Here is a 16,681-nt window from a genome sequence, read left to right as displayed (position 1 = left end):
GGTTTGTCGGCTGTCAGACCGCGGGTCCCTTTCGCGGCGGTTGCTGCTTCCACTGCTTCTGGTGGCTCCCCGGCATGCGCGCGATGACCGCGTTGCGCAGCTTCAGGGGCAGCCGGTGGAAGACCGGGACGTAGATCCGGCGCCAGAAGATCTCGACGCCGCGGGGCGGCAGAGGACGGGTGGCGCCGAGACGGGCGGCCACCTTGTCCTGCGCGTCGATCATCAGGTAGTGCTCGGACGTCTGGCGTACCCAGCGAGTCAGCCCCATCTCACTTCCCCAGCTTCGACAGGGCGTTCTGCGCCGCGAGCGAGATGGGCTCGTTGAGCGCGCCGATCGGCGGGCTGTAGACGTTCTCCATCGTCGCCAGGTCGTTGATCGTGATCCCGGTGCGCACGGCCATGGCCAGGAAGTCGGCGCGTTCCTTGATGCCCTCGCCGCCGACGAGCTGGGCTCCGATGAGCCGCAGATGCTCGGGCTCGGCCAGGAGCTTGACCTTGACCGGCTTCACGTCGGGGTAGTAGCGCGCCCGGGAGATGCCCTGCGCGTTGCCCACGACGAAGGGGACGCCGAGGGCGGTCGCCAGCGTCTCGCTGAAGGAGACCCCGCCGATCATCCACTTGCCGGCCACCATGCCCCAGGGCACGTAGACGGCCTGGTACTCGCGGGTGCCGCCTGCCGCGTTCACCCCTGCGACCTTGCCCTGCGCGTAGGCGTGACTGCCGGAGAGCCCCTGGATCGGCACGTTGGAGACGCCGTGCGGGATCTCGGTGCAGTCGCCGGCCGCGTACACCCCGCTCACCGAGGTGCGCATCCGGCCGTCGACGATGAGGCCGCCGCTCATGCCGGTCTTGAGACCCGCGGCGGTGGCGAGCTCGACGTTGGGGACCTTTTTCGTGGCGACGACCACCAGGTCCGCCTGGATGCCGCCCTGCGACGTGGTGACCTCGCGCAGCTTGCCGCCGTCGCCGACGAAGCCGGTGACCTTGGTGTTGAAGTGGAGCTTGGCCCCCATCTCGATCCAGGACTCCTGGACCGGCTCCATGATGTCCGGGTCGGTCGCGGATGACATGGCCCAGGGGGCGGGGTCGACCAGGTGGGTCTCGATGCCGCGGTGGGCGAGCGCGGTGACCATCTCGGCCCCCAGCGGCGTCGCCTCGTCGACGACCGCGGTCTTCACCGTGTCGAGGACCTTGTCCCACTCCATCGCCTGGCGGATGTTCTTGACGTAGTAGATGCCGCCCAGGTCGCTGTTGGGCACATCAGGGTCGGCGTAGTCGAAGCCGGTGGCGAGCACGAGCGAGTCGTAGCGTTCGACGGTCCCGTCGGTCGTGGTCACCGTCTTGGCCTTGACGTCGATGCTCGCGACGGTCGTCTCGTAGCGGATGTCGATGCCCTGGTCGACGTACTGCTGCTTGGTCGCCATGAACAGCGACTCGAAGCTCGCGATCTCGCGGCCGTGGACGTAGGGAATCCCGCAGGGGCTGTACGCGGCGTCCTCGTATCCGGTGAAGACGATGACCTCCGCGCTCGGGTCCGTGCCCTTGGCGGCACCCGCGGCACCCATCCCAGCGGCTCCACCGCCTACAACAACGATTCGCCTGGTCATCTCCCGCTCGTCTCCCATCGGAACTCACCGCATTGAGCATGCTCAAATTTCTATTCACCATACTTGACGTAGCTCTGAGGTACCGTCAAGGTGTGTACAAGGACTGGTTGAGAACCCGAGAAACGCGTGAGTTTGGCGGAGGGTCTGCGTGATCGCACGAGTGGCCGAAGTCGTCTCCGGTATCGGCCCGAAGATCAAGTCACTCCGCAAGCAGAACGGCTACTCGCTTCAGTCACTTGCCGAGCGCGCCGATGTGTCGGCGGCGACGATCCACAAGATCGAGCAGTCGGACATGGTCCCCACCATCACGACCCTGCTCAAGATCGCCGGAGCGTTCGAGCTCCCCGTGTCCTACTTCGTCGAGGACGACGACGACCACCTGCCGACGGTCCACACCCGGGCCGCCAACAGGCGCCCGATCTACACCTCCCACGCGGGGCTCGATCTGGCCGGGATCACCGGCCCGTACGGCGACTTCCTGATGGCGGCGGCCGTCGCGACGGTCCTCCCCGGCGCGAGCAGCGGCAGCAAGCCGATGGGACACCCCGGCGAGGAGCTGCTCTACGTGATGTCGGGCAAGCTGGCGTTCACGGTCGCCGACACCGCTTACATGCTGGGCGCCGGCGACTCGCTCCACTTCCGCACCCAGCAGCCCCACTCCTGGCGCAATCCGGCCGAGGAAGACTGCGTGGTCCTCTGGATGGCGCTGCGCCCGCAGCAGTGAAGCCGTGCGTCTCCTCCCTGGAGACGCACGGCTTCCGTCGTGCTGGTGACGTCAGGCGTAGCCCCACGCGCCGGCGTACTTGGCGAGCCGGGGCGAGAGCGTGGCGGTGCCGAAGGTGCGGGCCGGCTGGATCCGGCCGGACTTGATGTTGTCGCTGCGGTCGCCCAGGTTCGGCAGGTACCTGCCGTGGTCGTGCTTGCCGTAGTCGAGCATCTCCGGCTCCCACGGCACGCCCAGGTAGTCGCAGACCTCGCGGGTGACCCGCTCAGGCTCGGCGGTCAGCTCCTCGTACCGGAGCGTCAGGCCGTCGAGGGTGGTGCGGGCCTTCTCCAGGGGCTTGAAGTACTTCAGGGCGTTCGCCTCCAGAGCTTCCCGCGAGCTGGTGTTGCCCTTGCGGTTCTCCAGGGAGGAGACCACGCCCTCCGGGTGGCGCAGCAGGAAGAGGAACTTCGCCTTCGGCCAGGCGTACTTCAGCCGCTCCCAGGTGAAGACGTTGCCCGGGGTCTTGTCGACGATGACGTCCTTGCCGCTGCGCTGCAGCTCCAGGTGGAGGATGCGGTCCCACAGCACGTGCTCCAGCTCCACCTGGTCCAGGCCGAGCTCCAGCATGGACTCCTCGGAGAAGCCGGGGGCCGGCTGCACCCTGAGCGTGCGCAGGTGCAGCTCGTGCGGGGCGCGGACGCGGGAGTGGCTGTTGAGCAGGCTGCGCAGGAGCGTGGAGCCGGAGCGGACCGAGGCGATCACGAAGACGGGCGACTCCACCTGGCGAGGCATGATCGGGACGCTGTAGTCGACGACCTGCACGCGTTTCGGCGGGCGGGGGGAGTCGGCGCTCCTGGGCCTGTTCGCCTCCATCGCCTTGGCCGGCTTGGGGGGACGCAGCGCCTCACCCAGAAGCCGAACCCTTCGCCTGATGCCGGTTTTCACGACGCTCATGAGCGACCTGCTGCCTTTCCGTCCGCGTGCTTCCCTCTCCCCCGATTCGGGCGTCCGGAACGATAGTTACGGTCGCCGTAGTGCGACAAACGTAACTTAAACGGTAGATAACGGCAAAAATCCCCCGTGCCAGCCCCGCTCGTCCGCGGGGAGATCGGCGGCGGCGTCTGGGCCGGCATCACATACGTCCTTACCTGGGGAGGGAGTCCCGACAACCTATCTCCGCACCCCCCGTACGGCTATCCGAACGGCTACTACTCCCAGGGAACCTGGAGCCGCCGCTAGCATGCCGGTACGGCGATCACAAGGAGATCAGCGATGCCCCAGCACTCCCCGGTCCGTCGCAACCCCCTCGACGCGGAGGAACGGGCCCGCGCCGAGGCCGGCTTCGCCTCCCTGGTCACCGAGCACCTCCTCACGAGCGGCCGGTTCAGGGTGAGCGCCGACACTCCCGAGATGATCGACCTCTTCCAGGGCGTGGCCCGCAGGGTGGGCGAGCGGCTCGGCCGGCCCGTGGTCAGCTACGCCAACGGCCGCTACATCGTGATCGCATTCAGCCAGGAGGAGACCACCGCCCTGGCCTGAAAGTTTCACCTCCCGACGGGCGTCGTCGCAGGTCGCGGGCTCTGACCGGCCGCGGTCGTTGAGGTCTCGCCCCACCGGTGCCTACGGTGCTGGCGTCCGCATACGACGATCCCGCCAAGGAGCCCGTCATGCGCGCCCGTCTCGTCCCCGCGCTCGTCATGGCGCTGGTCGCCCTGGTCCTCACCGCCCCCGGGGCGCGCGCCCAGGTGGTCGGCGGGTTCGACTTCGATCGGGCGGAGGTGTCCGTCACGGGGCTGCAGGTGCCGTGGGGGCTGGCCTTCCTGCCCGACGGCAGCGGGCTGGTCTCCGAGCGCAACACCGGGCGCATCATGCGGGTACGCCCCGGCCAGGCGCCCACGCAGGTCGCCACGGTCGCCGGGGTGAGCGCCTCGGGTGAGAGCGGGCTGCTCGGCATCGCGGTCAGGGACGGCTGGGTGTACGCGTACTTCACCAGCACCGCCGGCGACAACCGCCTGGTCAGGTTCGAGCTGACCGCGCCGCAGACGCAGACCGTGATCCTCTCCGGGGTGCCCAGCGCCGCGATCCACGACGGCGGCCGCATCGCGTTCGGTCCCGACGGCATGCTGTACGTGGCGACCGGCGACGCCGGCACCACCTCGAACGCGCAGAACCTCAACAGCCTCGCGGGGAAGATCCTGCGCATCACGCCCACCGGCGCGATCCCCGCCGACAACCCCTTCCAGGGCTCCCGGGTCTGGAGTTACGGTCACCGCAACGTCCAAGGGCTGGCCTGGGACGCGCAGGGCAGGATGTACGCGACCGAGTTCGGCCAGAACACCTGGGACGAGGTCAACCGGATCGTCGCGGGCGGCAACTACGGCTGGCCCACCTGCGAGGGCGCCTGCGGCAGCGGTTCCTTCCGCAGCCCGATCGTCACCTGGACCACGGCCGAGGCGTCGCCGAGCGGTCTCGCGTACGCCAACGGCACGCTCTTCGCGGCGGCGCTGCGCGGCCAGCGGCTGTGGGCGGTGCCGCTGAACCCGGACGGCACGGCGGGCACCCCGCAGGCCGAGTTCACTTCGGAGTACGGGCGGCTGCGCGCGGTCGCGGTGGGCCCCGACGGCTGGCTCTGGGTGGCGACCAGCAACCGCGACGGCCGCGGCAACCCGGTCGCCCAGGACGACCGGATCGTCCGCGTCCCACCGGCCTCGACCGGGGGCGACACCACCCCGCCGACCGCCCCGGGCAACCTGACCGCGACGGGCACGACGGCCACCGCGACCACCCTGACGTGGGCCGCCTCCACCGACGACACCGGCGTCACCGGTTACGACGTGCTGCGCGCGCCGGGCTCGTCGGGCGGCTCGTTCGCCCAGGTGGGCACCTCCGCGACCACGACCTTCACGGCCACCGGGCTGACGCCGCAGAGCACGTACCGCTTCCAGGTCCGCGCCCGCGACGCGGCGGGCAACCTCTCCCCCGCCTCCGGCACGGTCACCGTCACCACCACCACGGGCGGCACCACGGGCGGGTGCGCGGCGGTGGCCACCACCCAGACGCAGTGGCCCACCGGTTACGTCGTCCAGCCCGTCACGGTGACCAACACCGGGACGTCCCCCATCACCGGCTGGCGGGTCACGGTCACCCTGCCGGCCGGGCACCAGATCACCGGCTCGTGGAACGCCGCCAGGTCCGGCGCGGTCTTCGAGAACGCCCCCTACAACGGCGCCCTCGGCCCCGGCCAGAGCACCACGTTCGGCTTCCAGGCCACCCGGTCAGGCGCCGACACCGGGCTGCCCTCCGGCTACGCGTGCGAGGTGCGCTAGCTTGCCCGGATGGAACGGACACCACCCATCTTCACCGGTGACGAGCGCGCCGTGCTCAACAGCTGGCTCGACTGGCAGCGCGAGACGCTCGCCGCCAAGTGCGCCGGGCTGAGCGAGGAGCGGCTGCGCGAGCGCGCCGTGCCGCCGTCGGGCCTGTCCCTGCTCGGCCTGGTCAGGCACATGGCGCACGTCGAGCGGGCCTGGTTCCGCCAGATCATCGACGGCGAGGACGTGCCGCGGCTGTGGGGCAAGGACACCCGCCAGGACGCCGACTTCGACGAGGTGGACACCGCCTCGGCCGAGGAGGCGTTCGCCACCTGGCGGGCGGAGATCGCGCGGGCCCGGGAGATCTCGGCCGCCCTGCCGCTGGACGCGCTCGCCAAGCGGCAGCGCCACGGCCAGGACGTGTCGCACCGGCGCACGCTGATCCACCTCATCCAGGAGTACGCGCGCCACAACGGCCACGCCGACCTGCTGCGCGAGCGGATCGACGGCACGACCGGGGAGTAGCGCGTTGGCCTCGGCCCCGGGGAACCGCAAGAATGGCGCGATGAGCGTGGCTGACAGCACGGAGACCGACTGGGTGTCCAGGTTCGCGGATGAGGTGATCTCCGAGGCGGAGCGCCGCGCGCCGGGCGAGCCCATCGTGTGCGCCTCGGGCCTCAGCCCGTCGGGGCCGATCCATCTGGGCAACCTGCGCGAGGTGATGACCCCTCACCTGGTCGCCGACGAGATCCGCAAGCGCGGGCACGCGTGCGTGCACCTGCTGTCGTGGGACGACTACGACAGGTTCCGCAGGGTGCCGGCGGGCGTCGACCCGTCGTGGGCCGAGCACGTGGGCAAGCCGCTCAGCTCGGTGCCCGCGCCTCCGGGCAGCGACCACGCCTCGTGGGCCGACCACTTCAAGGCGCCCATGATCGAGGCGCTGGCGGAGCTGGGCGTCGACTACCGGGGCATCAGCCAGACCGAGCAGTACACCTCGGGCGCGTACCGGGAGCAGATCCTGACCGCCATGCGCGAGCGCGAGAGCATCGACGCGGTGCTGGCGCGCTACCGCACCAAGCAGGGCGAGGAGCGGCCGGGCGCCTATTACCCCTATCGCCCGTACTGCGAGATGTGCGAGCGCGACCTGACCATGGTCACCGCCTACGACGACGACACCACGGAGCTCGCCTACTCCTGCGCGTGCGGGTTCGGGGAGACGGTGCGGCTGGCCGAGCACGACCGCGGCAAGCTGGTGTGGAAGGTCGACTGGCCGATGCGCTGGGCGTACGAAGGGGTGGTGTTCGAGCCGTCGGGCGTCGACCACCACTCGCCCGGCTCGGCCTGGGTGGTCGGCGGGGAGATCGTCGGCCCGGTGTTCGGCGGCGAGCGGCCGATCGGGCCGATGTACGCGTTCGTCGGCATCACCGGCATGGCCAAGATGAGCAGTTCGAAGGGCGACGTGCCGACCCCGGCCGACGCGCTGCGCATCATGGAGGCGCCGGTGCTGCGCTGGCTCTACGCCCGCCGCAAGCCGTCCCAGTCCTTCAAGGTCGCCTTCGACCAGGAGATCCAGCGGCTCTACGACGAGTGGGACGCGCTCGGCCGCAAGGTCGCGCAGGACGCGGCGCAGCCGGCCGAGCTGGCCGCGCACGCCAGGGCCGTGCGCACCTCGCGCGGCCCGCTGGCCGCCACCCCCCGGCCCGTGCCGTACCGGACTCTCGCCTCCATCGCCGACGTCACGACCGGCGACACCGGCCAGATCGGGCGCATACTCGGCGACCTCGACGGCGTCGCCGCGCTCGACGAGGTCCGGCCGAGGCTGGACCGGGCGCAGGCGTGGATCGACACGCACGTGCCCGCCGACCAGCGCACGCGGGTGCGCGAGTCGCCCGACGAGGAGCTGCTGGGCTCGCTCGGCGAGGACGAGCGCGAGTCGCTGCGCATGCTGACGGAGGGCCTCGACGAGCACTGGTCGCTGGAGGGGCTGACCACGCTGGTGTACGGGGTGCCGAAGCTGCGGGCCGGGCTGGCGGCCGACGCCAAGCCGACGCCCGAGGTGAAGGCGGCGCAGCGGGCCTTCTTCGCGCTGCTCTACCGGCTGCTGGTGGGCCGCGACACCGGGCCGCGGCTGCCGACGCTGCTGCTGGCGGTGGGCGCCGAGCGGGTCCGCAAGCTGGCCGGCGGGTGAGCGCCGTCTACCTGATCACCGGCATCCAGGCGGCGGGCAAGTCGACCGTGGCGCAGGCGCTCGCCGAGCGGCTGCCCAGGGCCGCGCACGTGCGGGGAGACGTGTTCCGCCGCATGGTGGTCACCGGCGGCGTGCCGATGACCCCCGGCGCCGGCGAGGAGGCGGTGCGCCAGCTCCACCTGCGCTACCGCGTCGCGGCCGCCGCGGCCGACCTCTACGCCAGTGAGGGGTTCACCGCCGTGGTGCAGGACGTGGTGCTCGGCCCCGACCTGGAGCTGTTCACCCGGCTGGTGACCACCCGCCCGCTGATGGTGGTGGTGCTCTCGCCGGACGCCGCCACCGTGGCGCGTCGGGAGGCGGACCGCGCCAAGACCGCCTACGGCGCGTGGACCGTGGCCGAGCTGGACGCGGGGCTGCGCCGCGACACGCCGCGCATCGGTCTCTGGCTCGACACCTCCGCGCAGACCCCCGCCGAGACGGTCGACGAGATTCTGGCCCGTACGAACGAAGCCACGATCTAGCGCATGGGACGGCTCGTTGTCAAGCCGTCATGACCGGATGGACGTTCGCCGGTAAGAACACCTTTTTCCGTATATGTTCGCAGGTCACGGAGTGGTCACCGACACAGAGATCCGCGACTGATGCAAGGCGTCGTCAAGTGTCTTGCATGCGCGTGAAGGGATCTTTGCCTGCATGAACGAGCAGCCCTTCCCCGCCACCGTCAGCGTCATCGTCCCGGCGCTGAACGAGGCAGACAACCTCCCCCACGTCTTCGCCACCCTACCGGCCTGGATCGACGAGGTGATCCTGGTCGACGGCGACTCGACCGACGACACGGTGGCGGTCGCCCGCCGCCTCCGCCCTGACCTGCGCGTGGTCGCGCAGACCCGGCGCGGCAAGGGCAACGCCCTGATCGAGGGAGCGGCCGCGGCGAAGGGCGACATCATCGTCATGATGGACGCCGACGGATCGACCGACGGCCGCGAGATCCGCTCGTTCGTCAACGCGCTCGCCGCCGGCGCCGACTTCGCCAAGGGCTCACGGTACGCGCCGGGCGGCGGCTCCGACGACCTCAGCCCGTTGCGCTCACTCGGCAACCGGGCGCTCACCGTCCTGACCAACCTGATGTACGGGACGCGCTACACCGACCTGTGTTACGGCTACAACGCGTTCTGGGCACGCCACCTCGACGCGCTCGCCCTCGACTGCGACGGCTTCGAGATCGAGACCCTGATGAACATCCGCGCCGCGAGGGCCGGCCTGGTCACCAGGGAGGTGCCCAGCCACGAGCGCTGCCGCATCCACGGCGAGAGCAACCTGCACGCGCTGCGCGACGGCTGGCGGGTGCTGAAGACCATCTTCCGGGAGCGATTTCGCGCCTCCACGGCCTCCCCGGCCGAGGTGGCGCTCGCCAAATGAAAGGTGACACCTCCTAATATGCGATATATCGTGATCGGCGCGGGAGCGGTGGGCGGCACCATCGGGGCCCGGCTCCACCAGGGCGGCCACGACGTGCTGCTGGTCGCACGCGGAGCCCACTACGAGACGCTGCGCGAACGCGGCCTGCGCCTGATCACCCCCGGCTCCGACCAGGTCATCGACATCCCCGCGACCGACGGCCCGGTGCCGGCGCGCGACGGCGACGTGCTGATCGTGGCCACCAAGTCGCAGGACACGGTGGCCGCGCTCGACCCGTGGCCCCGCCACCTGCCGGTGGTGTGCGCGCAGAACGGCGTGGCCAACGAACGGACCGCGCTGCGCCGGTTCGAGAGGGTCTACGGCATGTGCGTGTGGCTGCCGGCCCTCCACACCGAGCCCGGCGTCGTGGCCGCCTACGGGTGGCCGCGCTCGGGGCTGCTGCACGTCGGCCGCTACCCGTACGGCTCCGACGAGCTGGCCAAGCAGATCGCCACCGACCTCGACCGCAGCCACCTGGTCGGGGTGACCTCCACCGAGGTCATGCGGTGGAAGCACGGCAAGCTGCTGACCAACCTGACCAACGCCGTCGAGGCGCTGTGCGGGCCCGACCCCGCCGCCCGGCCCCTGCTGGACCAGGCCAGGGCCGAGGGCGTCGCGGTGCTGGAGGCGGCCGGGATCCCGTACTCGACGCCGCGGGAGGAGCGCGAGCTGCGCGGCGACCGCGTCGACATGCGCCCGATCGGCGGCGAGGCGCGCGGCGGCGGCTCGTCCTGGCAGAGCCTGGCCAAGAGCTCGGGCTCCATCGAGGCCGATCACCTCAACGGCGAGATCGTCCTGCTGGGGCGCGAGCTGGGCCTGCCGACCCCGGTCAACGAGGTGCTGCAGCGCGAGGCCAACCGGTTCGCCCGCGAGCGGCGGCGGCCGGGCTCGATGACGGTCGAGGAGCTGACCGCGCTCATCGGCGCGCGTTCCGCATACGGATTCCGCTGAACTCCAGGCTGCTGCCGATCACCTCCTCCCAGAACGGCCAGAGGCTGTCGAGCAGCCGGACCTGGATGCCCGCCCGCTCGTGCAGCTCGACCAGGTCGCCCACCGGCTCGGGCGGGCCGAGCGGCGTCACGGGCACCGTGGACACCACGGCGTGCGGCGGGTCGCCGATGGGCGCGAAGCCGTCCGCGGGCAGCCGGTAGGCATAGAGCCTGGTCTCCAGCATGGGCCTCAGCCAGCCGTACTCGATGGCGTGCACCCGGTCACCGCAGCCCGCGCCGATGATCCGTACGGCGTCCTCCGCGGTGGTCCCGGGCCCCGTCCAGGCCAGCGCCCGCGGGCAGGCGCGCGGAAACCAGTAGTCAGGGCACCGGTCGGCCCCCACCGCCCACACGTACGGCTCGCTCTTCCTGGACGTCGGCGCCACGTGGGGGACGAACCGCTCGATCGTCGGATCCTCCGAGAAGTGCAGAACCTCGCCGGGATCGGGTCTCATCCCTTGATCCTCGCGCATATCCCCACGCTCCTTGGGCAGTTGGACGTCGCTTTGACGACAAGGGGTGAGTGCAGATGATCTTCATGGGTCTGTTACTGGTGATCCTCGGCGCCGGCGCGGCCATCCTGGTCCTCGCCGAGGCAGGCACGAGCTACAACCTGTTCGGCTACACCTTCCAGCCGAACCACGTCGAGATGTTCCTCGCCGGCGCGGCCGCGGCCGCCGTGCTGCTGCTCGGGCTGTGGCTGATCGCGCTCGGCTCGCGCAGGTCCGCCAGGCACCGCCGCGCGCTCCGCGGCGCGCGGGCCGACGCCTCCCACCGGGTGGCCGAGCTGGAGAGCGAGAAGCGCCGGCTGCAGGAGAAGCTGGAGAAGGAGCACGCGGCGAACCAGCGCACCGCCGCGGACGAGCGCGCGGCGGACCGGCGCACCACCGCCGAGGAGCGCGCGGCGGACCGGCGCACCGCCGCCGAGGAGCGCGCGGCCACGGCCGAGCGCGCCGACGACGACCGCCTCGTGGCCGGCCGTCCCGAGCAAACCAGGCGATGACCGCTCCGGGCGCGGGGGCGTCGAGCCCCCGCGCCGGCGCATGACCCCGGATCGCGCTGGGTGTAATCTGCGAGGCGCCCGCACATGCCTCCGGAGGTCGCATGCCCCCCACACGTGGCCGTCCCATCGCGATCAAGCTGCTCATCCTCCTGCTCGTCCCGCTGACCTCCCTGGTCGGGCTCTGGGCGTTCGCGGCGGGTCTGACGGCGGGCGACGGCATCCAGATGCTGGAGACCGACAAGCTGACCACCAACCTGGCCGAGCCCTCCAGCGAGCTGACCACTCACCTGCAGAACGAGCGGCTGTCCTCGATCCAGTTCATCTCGGCCAAGCGCAATCCGGAGACCCTGTTCCTCCAGCGCACGCTGACCGACGGAGCGGCCAAGGAGCTGCGCGAGCTGGCCGGGCGGCAGGACGACCTCACCCCCGCGATGAGTGCCCAGCTCAACGCGCTGTTCAGGCAGCTCGACCGGCTCACCCAGATCCGCCGCGACGTCGACGCGCCCAACCCGTCCCAGCTCGACCTGATCAACGGCTACAACCAGATCGTCGACGCCTCCTTCCGCATGTACGACGCCCTGGTCCTGGTGCCCGACCTGGCCCTCTACCGCAACGTACGGGCGCTGGCCATGCTGGCCGAGGGCAAGGAGATGCTCTCCAGGGAGCGCGCGATGATCGCCGTGGTGCTCAGCCGGGGCCGGGTGACCAGCGCGGAGCGTGAGGCGTTCGCCGAGTGGGCGGCGACCAGGCGGCTGCTCTACTCGCAGGCCCTGACGCAGCTCGACGGCGAGCTGCGCACCCCCTACCAGGAGCTGATCAGCTCTCCCCTCTACCAGGAGTTCCTGGAGGCGGAGGACGCGATGCGGGGCCAGGCCGTCGTCAACGGCCTGCCCGCGGAGGCGGCCACCTGGCCGGTCGACGCCAACAACCTGTGGAAGGCCGTCGAGGCCAACCAGCGCACCACCAGCGCCGCGTACGCGCAGCGGCTGGCGCCCGCGGCCACCGGCATCCTGATGAAGATCGCGGTCGCGGGCGGGGTGGGCCTGCTGGCGGTGCTCGCCTCGATCCTGCTGTCGCTCCGCTTCCGCAAGCGGCTCGTACGCGAGCTCGCCGGGCTGCGCGACGCCGCCACCCACCTGGCGCAGGTCCGCCTGCCCGAGCTGGTCGAGCAGCTGCGCACCAGCGCCAAGCCGCCGGCCGGCACCTCGGTGGAGCCGCTGGAGGTCAAGGCGGAGACGTCCGAGGTGCACGACATCGTGCACGCGTTCAACGACGTGCAGTCGACCGCCGTCAACGCGGCGCTCAGCCAGGCCAACCTGCGCCACGGCGTCAACCAGGTCTTCGTCAACCTCGCCCGCCGCAACCAGTCGCTGCTGCACCGCCAGCTCATGCAGCTCGACGGCATGGAGCGGGGCACCGAGGACCCGGTGATGCTGGAGGACCTGTTCAAGCTCGACCACCTGACCACCCGCATGCGCCGCCACGCCGAGAGCCTGATCATCCTCTCCGACCAGCAGCCGGGCCGGGGCTGGCGCAACCCGGTGCCGATCGTCGACGTGCTGCGGGCGGCCGTGGCGGAGGTCGAGGAATACCAGCGGGTCGAGGTGCTGCAGCCGCCGCCGGTCTCGCTGCTCGGCACGGCCGTGACCGACGTGGCCCACCTGATGGCCGAGCTGGTCGAGAACGCGACGCTGTTCTCGCCGCCGCGCACCCGCGTCGACCTGCGCACCACCTCGACCCCCCACGGCCTGACGGTCGAGGTGGAGGATCGCGGGCTCGGCCTGCCCCGCGAGGAGCTCGACCAGCTCAACACGCGGCTGGCGGAGAAGCCGGAGTTCGACCTGGCGCAGAGCGACCGGCTGGGCCTGTTCGTGGTCGGCCGGCTGGCGTCGCGCCACGGCATCAAGGTGACGCTCGCGCCCTCGCCCTACGGAGGGCTGACCGCGCGGGTGATGCTGCCGGCGAGCCTGCTGGCCGATCAGCCGGTGCTCGCCGGCCGGTAGATCACCTTCAGAGCCGTACGAACGGCTCCTCGAAGTGGGCGGTGGCCAGCAGCGCCCGCTCGGCCCGCAGCCCGGCCAGCACCTCGGCCCGGGTGGCGGCCGCGCGCTCCTGGTCGTCGTCGTAGACGTAGCGCACGGCCGGGTCGGCGAGCTGCGCGGGGTGCAGCACGAGGTCGCCGGTCATCGCCAGGTCGCCGAGCCGCACGATCTGGTGGCCGGTCGTGTGGCCGGGAGTCAGGTGGACACGCACGCCGGGCGCGACCTCGGCGTCGCCGTCGACCACCTGGAGCTGGCCCTTGATCACGTCGATCACCTGGTGGAGCATGGCGCCGCCGGCGGCCTCCAGCTCGGCGTCCTGGAGCACGTAGCGGGCGTTCTCGAACACGGGCCGGCCGTCGGCGACGGCCCCGCTGGCGTGGTCGCTGTGCAGGTGCGTGAGGATCACGGTGCCGACGTCGGCGGGCGCGACGCCCGCGGCGGCCAGTTCCCCGGCCAGCGAGCCGGGGACCGGCGCCCAACTGGACGCCGGTGAGTCGGTGCCGCCTATGCCGGTGTCGACCAGGGTCAGGCGGCCCGCGCGGTCGCGGAGCAGGTAGCAGTGGAAGTGGAGGATCCACGGCTCTTCCGGGAGGTCTGCTCCCGGGAACGTCTCGGCGAGCGGGCGTCTGATCGCCTCGCCCATGGGGCCGACGGCGTCGCAGAGGGGTGTCACCTCGACGCCGGCCACGTGCAGCGGTTGGTGGGGCATACGCCCCAGATTAGGCGGCTACGGGCTGGCGCGGAACGAACTCGTTCTCCAGGTCGGCGGCGAAGACCGCACGCCGGCAGCTGGCGCACCGGTACATGATCGGGCCCTCGTCGAGCTCGTTGTGGCATCGCGGGCAACGGGTGCTGTTCATGTCATCCCCCAAGGATCGTCTGCGTATAGGTAACCTCGCCGTCATTGCAAAGGTCCTGCAGGGCGCTTGCGGATTCCATGTCCGGATCGGACAGGACGGCGAGAAGAACATTGTTACGGTCCACGGCGCGTTTCACGCGCGAAGACACGAGAATGCCCCGGGAATAGCCCGAGAGGGCTAGACGTTTCATGGGCAGCGACGTGTGGTACGTTGCCGGTGGCGTTCGAGCTCAAGCTCCGCCGCTCTCCTCCCTCCCGATCTGCCCCTTCCGCGGGCCTCGGGGTTCCTCACCTACGCGCGCCGGTGCTTCTCTTACCGGCATGCCCTCAAAGGGGTTCATCATGTCTGTTCACGTCATCAGCGGCTTGCTGGACGTGCGGGACAAATCCGCATTCCTCCGCACCCGCCATCTACCCAGCTCCGGTGACCTGCGGCTGACCGCCGACCGGGTCAAACAGCTCGGGCTCCGTCCCGGCGACCACGTGACCGCCAAGGCCGACGGCGGCAGGCTCGTCGAGGTCGAGATCGTCAACGGCGAGAGCCACTGGCGCGACCGGCCGCGGTTCGCCGACCTGACGCCGGTGCATCCCGACGAACGGCTCCACCTGGAGACCGAGTCGCTCAGCACCCGGGTCATCGACCTGTTCGCGCCCATCGGCAAGGGCCAGCGCGGGCTCATCGTGGCCCCGCCCAAGGCCGGCAAGACCATGGTCCTCCAGGCCCTGGCCGCCGCCGTCACACGGAACCATCCCGAGGCGCACCTCATGGTCCTCCTGGTCGGCGAGCGGCCCGAAGAGGTCACCGAGATGCGCGCCGGCATCCAGGGCGAAATCTTCGCCTCCACCTTCGACCATCCCGACCGCGACCACACCGCGATCGCCGAGCTCGCCGTCGAGCGCGCCAAGCGCCTGGTCGAGCAGGGCCGCGACGTGGTGCTGCTGCTCGACTCGCTCACCCGCCTGGCCCGCGCCTACAACAACACCGCGCCGGGCAACGGCAAGACGCTCAGCGGCGGCCTCGACGCCGCCGCCGTCTACGCGCCCAAGCGGTTCTTCGGCGCCGCGCGCAACGTGGCGGGCGGCGGCTCGCTCACCATCCTCGCCAGCGCGCTCGTCGACACCGGCTCGCGGCTGGACAACAGCCTGTACGAGGAGTTCAAGGGCACCGGCAACATGGAGCTGCACCTGGTGCGCGACCTGGCCGAGCGCCGCGTGTTCCCGGCCGTCGACCTGGACGCCTCCGGCACCCGCCGGGAGGAGATCCTGCTCCCCGCGCGGGAGCGGCAGGTGGTCTGGCGGCTGCGCCGCTCGCTGACGGGCCTGGAGCGTCACCAGGGCATGGAGATGCTCGTCGGCAAGCTCCGCGAGACCGCGTCCAACGCCGACTTCCTGGTCCGGGCCGCCGCCACCGTCTGACGGCCCCTCGGCGCCCAGGCGCGACAATGGGCCGCATGCTGGCCGACATCGCCGAACACCTCGCCTGCCCCGTCTGCGGGCAGTCAATGCGGCTCGACCCCGGCGCACTGCGCTGCCCCCGGGGCCACTCCTTCGACGTGGCCAGGCAGGGTTACGTGAGCCTGCTCGTCGGGTCCCGCCCTCCCGGCACGGCCGACAGCGCGGAGATGGTCGCCGCCCGCGACGCCTTCCTGTCCGCCGGTCACTTCGCGCCGCTGGAGAGCGCGCTGGCGGAGGCGGTCTGGAGCGCCCATGCCGAATCGTTCTCACACTCGCCTGACGGCGGGCGCGCGAAGGCGTACGGTGGTTCTGGCCATGGGGCCGAGCCGGTCATCGTCGACGCCGGCGCGGGCACCGGCCACTACTCGGCGGCCGTCCTCGACGCGGCGGGACGCGGCGTCGTGATGGCGTTCGACGTGTCCAAGCACGCCGTGCGGCGGGCCGCCAGGGCGCACCCCAGGGTGGGGGCGTTCGTGGCCGACGTGTGGCGGCGCCTGCCCATCGGAGACGGGGTCGCCGACGTGGTGATGAACGTGTTCGCGCCCAGGAACGGGCCCGAGTTCCGGCGGATCCTGCGGCCCGGTGGGCGCGTCGTCGTGGTGACGCCCGCGCCCGGCCACCTCAGCCCGCTGGTGGAGGAGCTGGGGCTGCTGTCCGTCGACGCCGGCAAGGAGCAGCGGGTGGCGCGGAGCCTGGAGGGGTTCGCCGAGGTGGAGCGGCGGGTGGTGGCGTTCGACATGGCGCTCGGGCCTGACGAGGTCCGGGCCGTGGTGGGGATGGGGCCGAGTGCGTGGCACCTGGGCGAGGAGGAGCTGGCGGAGGGGATAACGCGAGTTTTCTCCCGCAATAACGCGAAAAGGCTAGAAAAAGTGGTTACGAAGGCAGAGTTCCACCTATCTACCTTCGAAGTGACACCTGGCGCAAGGTCACCCTCTTGACGGGCATCTGAGACTGGTGTTACTGATGGGGCGTTTAGTACCAAATTCCCCCACATTTCCGGAGTATTTCCGCGGCGCAAGCGCAATACTGGACGGCAACCCGTTGCCGATGAGGACGGCGAGGG

General features: G+C 71.1%; 18 protein-coding genes. 12 read left to right on the top strand and 6 right to left on the bottom strand.

The features are described 5' to 3' along the window. Window positions 1–13: 13 nt before the first annotated feature. Window positions 14–268: a hypothetical protein gene (locus KME79_RS18650; RefSeq protein WP_148034933.1), complete on the bottom strand. Its 255-nt coding sequence runs from the start codon at window positions 266–268 to the stop codon at window positions 14–16. Window position 269: 1 nt separating this feature from the next. Beyond that, window positions 270–1,607 (bottom strand): FAD-dependent oxidoreductase, encoded by a 1,338-nt coding sequence (locus tag KME79_RS18645; RefSeq protein WP_148034936.1) that lies wholly within the window; start codon window positions 1,605–1,607, stop codon window positions 270–272. 148 nt (window positions 1,608–1,755) lie between these two features. Between KME79_RS18645 and KME79_RS46995 the strand changes: the two genes are divergently transcribed. Next, complete coding sequence (locus tag KME79_RS46995) at window positions 1,756–2,331, top strand: helix-turn-helix domain-containing protein (protein ID WP_148036247.1); 576 nt, start codon at window positions 1,756–1,758, stop codon at window positions 2,329–2,331. Between the two features lie 51 nt (window positions 2,332–2,382). On the opposite strand, the gene KME79_RS18635 is transcribed toward KME79_RS46995, so the two are convergent. After that, a complete protein-coding gene (locus KME79_RS18635; protein WP_219545503.1) occupies window positions 2,383–3,267 on the bottom strand; it encodes a sulfotransferase family protein in 885 nt (294 codons plus the stop codon). A gap of 318 nt (window positions 3,268–3,585) precedes the next feature. On the opposite strand from KME79_RS18635, the gene KME79_RS18630 reads away from it, so the two are divergent. From KME79_RS18630 to KME79_RS18600, 7 genes are all read left to right on the top strand, one after another. Continuing rightward, window positions 3,586–3,852: a hypothetical protein gene (locus KME79_RS18630; RefSeq protein ID WP_219545502.1), complete on the top strand. Its 267-nt coding sequence runs from the start codon at window positions 3,586–3,588 to the stop codon at window positions 3,850–3,852. Window positions 3,853–3,980: 128 nt separating this feature from the next. Then, window positions 3,981–5,639: a PQQ-dependent sugar dehydrogenase gene (locus tag KME79_RS44915; RefSeq protein WP_246640051.1), complete on the top strand. Its 1,659-nt coding sequence runs from the start codon at window positions 3,981–3,983 to the stop codon at window positions 5,637–5,639. Window positions 5,640–5,648: 9 nt separating this feature from the next. Next, the gene (locus KME79_RS18620; RefSeq protein WP_219545501.1) at window positions 5,649–6,149 is read left to right on the top strand and encodes a DinB family protein; all 501 of its coding nucleotides are present in this window, start codon (window positions 5,649–5,651) and stop codon (window positions 6,147–6,149) included. Between the two features lie 40 nt (window positions 6,150–6,189). Further along, window positions 6,190–7,812 carry a lysine--tRNA ligase gene (gene lysS / locus KME79_RS18615; protein ID WP_219545500.1) on the top strand — a complete coding sequence of 541 codons (1,623 nt, stop codon included), beginning with the start codon at window positions 6,190–6,192 and terminating at the stop codon, window positions 7,810–7,812. Next, on the top strand, window positions 7,809–8,333 hold the full coding sequence (locus tag KME79_RS18610) for an AAA family ATPase (RefSeq protein WP_219545499.1): 525 nt from the start codon (window positions 7,809–7,811) through the stop codon (window positions 8,331–8,333). Before lysS ends, KME79_RS18610 begins: the two co-directional genes overlap by 4 nt. A 172-nt stretch (window positions 8,334–8,505) precedes the next feature. Continuing rightward, window positions 8,506–9,231, top strand: a complete 726-nt coding sequence (locus tag KME79_RS18605; RefSeq protein WP_148036241.1) for a glycosyltransferase family 2 protein — start codon at window positions 8,506–8,508, stop codon at window positions 9,229–9,231. Between the two features lie 18 nt (window positions 9,232–9,249). Next, on the top strand, window positions 9,250–10,221 hold the full coding sequence (locus KME79_RS18600) for a ketopantoate reductase family protein (RefSeq protein ID WP_219545498.1): 972 nt from the start codon (window positions 9,250–9,252) through the stop codon (window positions 10,219–10,221). On the opposite strand, the gene KME79_RS18595 is transcribed toward KME79_RS18600, so the two are convergent. Beyond that, window positions 10,187–10,714, bottom strand: coding sequence for a DUF6886 family protein (locus KME79_RS18595; RefSeq protein WP_219545497.1), 528 nt, complete (start codon window positions 10,712–10,714; stop codon window positions 10,187–10,189). The genes KME79_RS18600 and KME79_RS18595 overlap by 35 nt on opposite strands. An 83-nt stretch (window positions 10,715–10,797) precedes the next feature. Here KME79_RS18595 and KME79_RS18590 point away from each other — a divergent pair, with 83 nt between their 5' ends. Together KME79_RS18590 and KME79_RS18585 are read left to right on the top strand one after the other, a co-directional pair. After that, window positions 10,798–11,262 (top strand): hypothetical protein, encoded by a 465-nt coding sequence (locus KME79_RS18590; protein ID WP_219545496.1) that lies wholly within the window; start codon window positions 10,798–10,800, stop codon window positions 11,260–11,262. 101 nt (window positions 11,263–11,363) lie between these two features. Further along, entirely contained in the window at window positions 11,364–13,265 is a 1,902-nt protein-coding gene (locus KME79_RS18585; RefSeq protein ID WP_219545495.1) for a sensor histidine kinase, read from the top strand. Between the two features lie 7 nt (window positions 13,266–13,272). On the opposite strand, the gene KME79_RS18580 is transcribed toward KME79_RS18585, so the two are convergent. Then, window positions 13,273–14,013, bottom strand: coding sequence for an MBL fold metallo-hydrolase (locus KME79_RS18580; RefSeq protein WP_246640050.1), 741 nt, complete (start codon window positions 14,011–14,013; stop codon window positions 13,273–13,275). Between the two features lie 10 nt (window positions 14,014–14,023). Then, window positions 14,024–14,164: a hypothetical protein gene (locus KME79_RS18575; RefSeq protein ID WP_219545494.1), complete on the bottom strand. Its 141-nt coding sequence runs from the start codon at window positions 14,162–14,164 to the stop codon at window positions 14,024–14,026. Window positions 14,165–14,505: 341 nt separating this feature from the next. Here KME79_RS18575 and rho point away from each other — a divergent pair, with 341 nt between their 5' ends. Together rho and KME79_RS18565 are read left to right on the top strand one after the other, a co-directional pair. After that, complete coding sequence (gene rho, locus KME79_RS18570; protein WP_246640049.1) at window positions 14,506–15,579, top strand: transcription termination factor Rho; 1,074 nt, start codon at window positions 14,506–14,508, stop codon at window positions 15,577–15,579. A 35-nt stretch (window positions 15,580–15,614) separates the two neighbouring features. Next, window positions 15,615–16,556: a putative RNA methyltransferase gene (locus KME79_RS18565; RefSeq protein ID WP_148036235.1), complete on the top strand. Its 942-nt coding sequence runs from the start codon at window positions 15,615–15,617 to the stop codon at window positions 16,554–16,556. Window positions 16,557–16,681 lie beyond the last annotated feature (125 nt).

The organism is Nonomuraea harbinensis, assembly GCF_019396385.1.
GTDB lineage: Bacteria > Actinomycetota > Actinomycetes > Streptosporangiales > Streptosporangiaceae > Nonomuraea > Nonomuraea ferruginea.
The sequence above is the reverse complement of the archived record's forward strand: the minus strand, read 5'-3'. Positions and strand labels throughout refer to the sequence as shown.